Here is a 3630-nt window from a genome sequence, read left to right as displayed (position 1 = left end):
GCATTACTCAGCCTCTAACAAACCCGGGGCGATTCAGGCATGATGGCTTCGAACTTGATGACGTTTACCGTTCAATTGCCCGTCATGGTCAACGGTAGCTGCGTGGCCGCCTTTTTCATCTTCGGAACATGCTGCGCGCCGCGCCGAAGCCGGCTCATTGTGCAGGCGCCGCGCTAGGGCGCCCCGTCTGCGGCGAAGTCGTGCTAGGTGAGCGTCTCAAAATGGGCTCTGGTGCCTACTTTGTAGGCACATCCTTTTTCGCCACGGTTATTCGGTAGGTTGGGCCGCACCTGCGGATGCGGGGGATTTGTCGAGATGCCTTCTACTTTGATCAAACTGGCGAATAGTTTAACTACGGCCCTGCGCGGCGTGTCTTCTCGACTGCTGGGATAGAAGAACCCATAATGTGTTCCCCCTTGCGCCCAGGGCTGGCCCGGGTACCGTGAAATGTGTTGGGGACGCCGCAGGCCCCTCCCCCATGCGGGCCGTAGGCGGGAGGAGGTCACACGTCTCCGTTGCAGTTGGTGCAGAAGCATGCCGCGATGGACGCGGTCGGAGCGTCGCTCGCCATCGCGCTGGCCACGATCCTTAACTGGATGCCTCGCCCCGGCGAGCAACCCGCCGTCGCGGCGGGCGGTTTACACCTCGGTCGAGCTTGAGATGATTTGCGTGGCCGCAGCAGTGGTCTGGTGGATGCAAAACCACGAATGCCAGCCAGGCCGGAGCGATCTCGTTACGGTTACCTAAGGGGCGAGAGGGCGCGCATGACCTTCCACGACGGGGCAGCACATGAGGAACGAGACGGGCCGAACCGGGCCGCAACGAGGCTTGTCATCGTGAACGGACTGCCGGGTGCCGGTAAGTCAACGCTGGCCGCGGCACTCGCGCGGGTCTGGTCAGCAACTCTTTTCTCCAAGGACGATCTCAAGGATGTCCTCGCCGGCACCTGCCCAAGTGAACCTGACCCGGGCTGGCTGAGCCGAGAAGCTGAAGACCTCTTGTGGTTCCTCACCGCTCGGAGGCCGCGGGTCATCATCGAGACCTGGTTCGGTGGTCCAGGTCGGGCTGCGGCTGTGGTCGAGCGATTACATGGTTGTGGAATCCTCGCGTCCGAGGTTGTGGAGGTGTGGTGTGAGGTGCCCGTGTACATGGCCAGGGACCGCTTCCTGGCCCGAGCCCGCGGTGATGCCTCGCGTCACCCACGGCACTTACAGGCCGGAGCAGAAACAGCCTGGTGGGACAGTCTCCATGGGGAGGGGCCACTCGGCATCACCGACGTCGTGCGCGTCGACACAACTGCCCCTCTCGAAGACCAAGCGGTCGAGGAACTGCTGTGGGCGGTCTTGCACCGGACAGCGTTGCCAGCGGACGGGATCAGCCCGCGGCGACAACGATGCGTCCAGTGCGGTTTGAAGAGGAAATCTGCACCTGCTCGACCTTCCCAACCCTAAGGCGTCGACACCGTGGTCGTCTGCGCCTGTCGAGGAGTGCCTGGGGTCGTGGGCGACGTGCTCGCGGGAGCGCAGGGAACGTTGACATCGCTCGCGATCATGGCCGATGTCTGGTTCGTGACAACTGCCGGGTTAGCAGCGGGGGGTCGCTGCGTCGGCATCGAGACGGGGTGCCACGCCCGGCGGGCAGGATCGGCGCCGACCATTCGCCGCCGAGGGCTGAGACTACTTTGCACGGGACGTCTCAACCGGAGCCGATTGTGGAATGTAGCCCCGGTGGCCGCGCGCAAAGTGCGAGGCGTCTCGACAGGATTGCCGCCGGGCTGGGTGGCGGGAATCGACCGATTTTCGACAGATGGAGGACGGCATGACTGACAGCGAACTGCGTGAAGCGTGGCGCGAGCATAAGGACGGTTTCTTCAAGTACGCACGCGGGGTGAAGGACAACGCAGATGTTGTCGACGCTGACATCTTGAAGACAGAGACGGTAGCCAGAGAGCTAAACCGGCTCGACACTGACAAGGTTGTCGAGTGGCTCAAGGCTGACCCCGACAACACGATGCAGGTCCTGGAGGTCTCCCCCCGACTGTGGCCCGACCTCAGGTGACGACGTACGGCTATGCGCGCGTCTCGACGGACAAGCAGCGCGCCTCACTCGACACTCAGCGTGAAGCGCTGGTTTCTCGAGGCATCGAAGCGCGCCACGTGTACGCGGACGTGTGCTCAGGTGCCAAGAAGTCGAGGCCGGAGTTCGACGCGCTGGTGCGAGCTGTCGACGACGGCGACGTGATCGTGTGCTCAAAGATCGACCGGCTGGGGCGCACGATGTTCGAGACGATGGAGACCGTGCTCGACCTCGCGCAGCGCGGCGTCGTGGTGGAGACCGACGACATGGGTGTACTCGATCCGCACTCAGCGGCGGGTGAGGCTCAGATCAACCTCATGCTCGCGTTCGCGCAGTTCGAGCGCCGCCGACTGATCGAACGCACCAATGAGGGTGTCGCTCGAGCGCGCGCTCAGGGCAAGAAGCTTGGGCGCCCGACGAAGGTCACCCCGTCGCTGCGATCGGCGATGATCGCAGCGCACGAGTCGGGCATGTCGATCTCGGAGATCGCGCGCCTGCACGGAATGTCGCGGGACACAGTGCGGCGAGCTCTAAGCGGGTCCCGGCCGACGCCCTAAAGCGCGCTGGCTCAACCGGTGGGTTGAGCCAGCGGCTCGCCGCCTCTACGGGTCTGTTTCGCGCCGACGCCTACGACCGAGGCTCGCACTGCAGAATGTCTTGCCCATCCACGTTCACAGTGCCGGTCGCCGTCCAGCCGTCGCCCATGCCGGCGAGAGCGCCGGGGAACGTCATGTTGTACCCCAAGTCAGTGCCGTTGCCGCCGTCGGCGGTCACGTTCGTCTGCTTCATCTCGTTCTCGTCGTAGATGAACTGGGATGCCTCATCACCGTTGGTGTACGCCTTCTTCGCTACTTGCCGCGAATGCTGCCCATCTGCGCTCTTCAGCGTGACGATGTACGAGACGTACGTCGTCGGCTGGTCGAACGTCGAGAGTTGGTCTGCCCATGACACCGTTACGTCGCTGCCGTCATTACTGACGTATGCACCCGAGACGCCGTGCCCCTGAGGACACGAAAGATCGACGCCGCTGCTCTTCGTCGGCGCGTCACCGCTGGGAGCCGACCCTGCTGCCTCAGAAATCCGCGACGCGGCGGCGGACGAGGACGGTGCCAGCTCTTCAGCACTCGGCGCCGAATTACCACCACCGCACCCAGTAGCAGCAAGAAGAGGGGCGGCGATGAGCGCGATACGACGGATCATGGTCAGATCATCACACGGGGATGGAGGAGCGGCCCGCTCAAGCCCTGTCGAAGTGCCGATATTACCCAGTGAAGGGGTGGAAAAGCAGCCCCCGAACGAAAGGCACGACTATGGAACTAGCAGCACTCACCCTCATTCTTGGACTCATTGCGTGGGCAATAACCGACGAGGGCCGCGCCCGCCGCCTCGAACGCATCATCCGATCCTGGCGACGGCGCAAGTGACGCCAATGCGTAGGCCGCGCCGCGCGGGTCAGAATCGCGGCGCGCAGCGCGGATCGCCTGGGCTGATAGCTCTGAACTACATGCGGAACCCGTGGGTGGGCTGGCACGGGCTCATCTCCGCGTGCGCGGG

General features: G+C 63.9%; 4 protein-coding genes. 3 read left to right on the top strand and 1 reads right to left on the bottom strand.

Annotation, left to right across the window (positions count from 1 at the left end):
- The first annotated feature begins 707 nt into the window (after window positions 1-707).
- The 3 genes from HMPREF0321_RS17400 (at window position 708) to HMPREF0321_RS07880 (ending at window position 2633) form a co-directional block, all read left to right on the top strand.
- Complete coding sequence (locus HMPREF0321_RS17400) at window positions 708-1451, top strand: AAA family ATPase (protein ID WP_083803235.1); 744 nt, start codon at window positions 708-710, stop codon at window positions 1449-1451.
- A 367-nt stretch (window positions 1452-1818) separates the two neighbouring features.
- Window positions 1819-2058: a hypothetical protein gene (locus HMPREF0321_RS07885; protein WP_139023597.1), complete on the top strand. Its 240-nt coding sequence runs from the start codon at window positions 1819-1821 to the stop codon at window positions 2056-2058.
- Window positions 2040-2633: a recombinase family protein gene (locus tag HMPREF0321_RS07880; RefSeq protein WP_006945651.1), complete on the top strand. Its 594-nt coding sequence runs from the start codon at window positions 2040-2042 to the stop codon at window positions 2631-2633. The genes HMPREF0321_RS07885 and HMPREF0321_RS07880 overlap by 19 nt, the downstream gene beginning before the upstream one ends.
- Before the next feature lie 70 nt (window positions 2634-2703).
- Here HMPREF0321_RS07880 and HMPREF0321_RS16050 read toward each other — a convergent pair whose 3' ends face one another.
- A complete protein-coding gene (locus HMPREF0321_RS16050; RefSeq protein WP_006945653.1) occupies window positions 2704-3276 on the bottom strand; it encodes a hypothetical protein in 573 nt (190 codons plus the stop codon).
- Between the last annotated feature and the right edge of the window lie 354 nt (window positions 3277-3630).

The organism is Dermacoccus sp. Ellin185, assembly GCF_000152185.1.
Classification (GTDB): domain Bacteria; phylum Actinomycetota; class Actinomycetes; order Actinomycetales; family Dermatophilaceae; genus Dermacoccus; species Dermacoccus nishinomiyaensis.
This window is presented reverse-complemented; position numbering and strand designations above follow the sequence as displayed.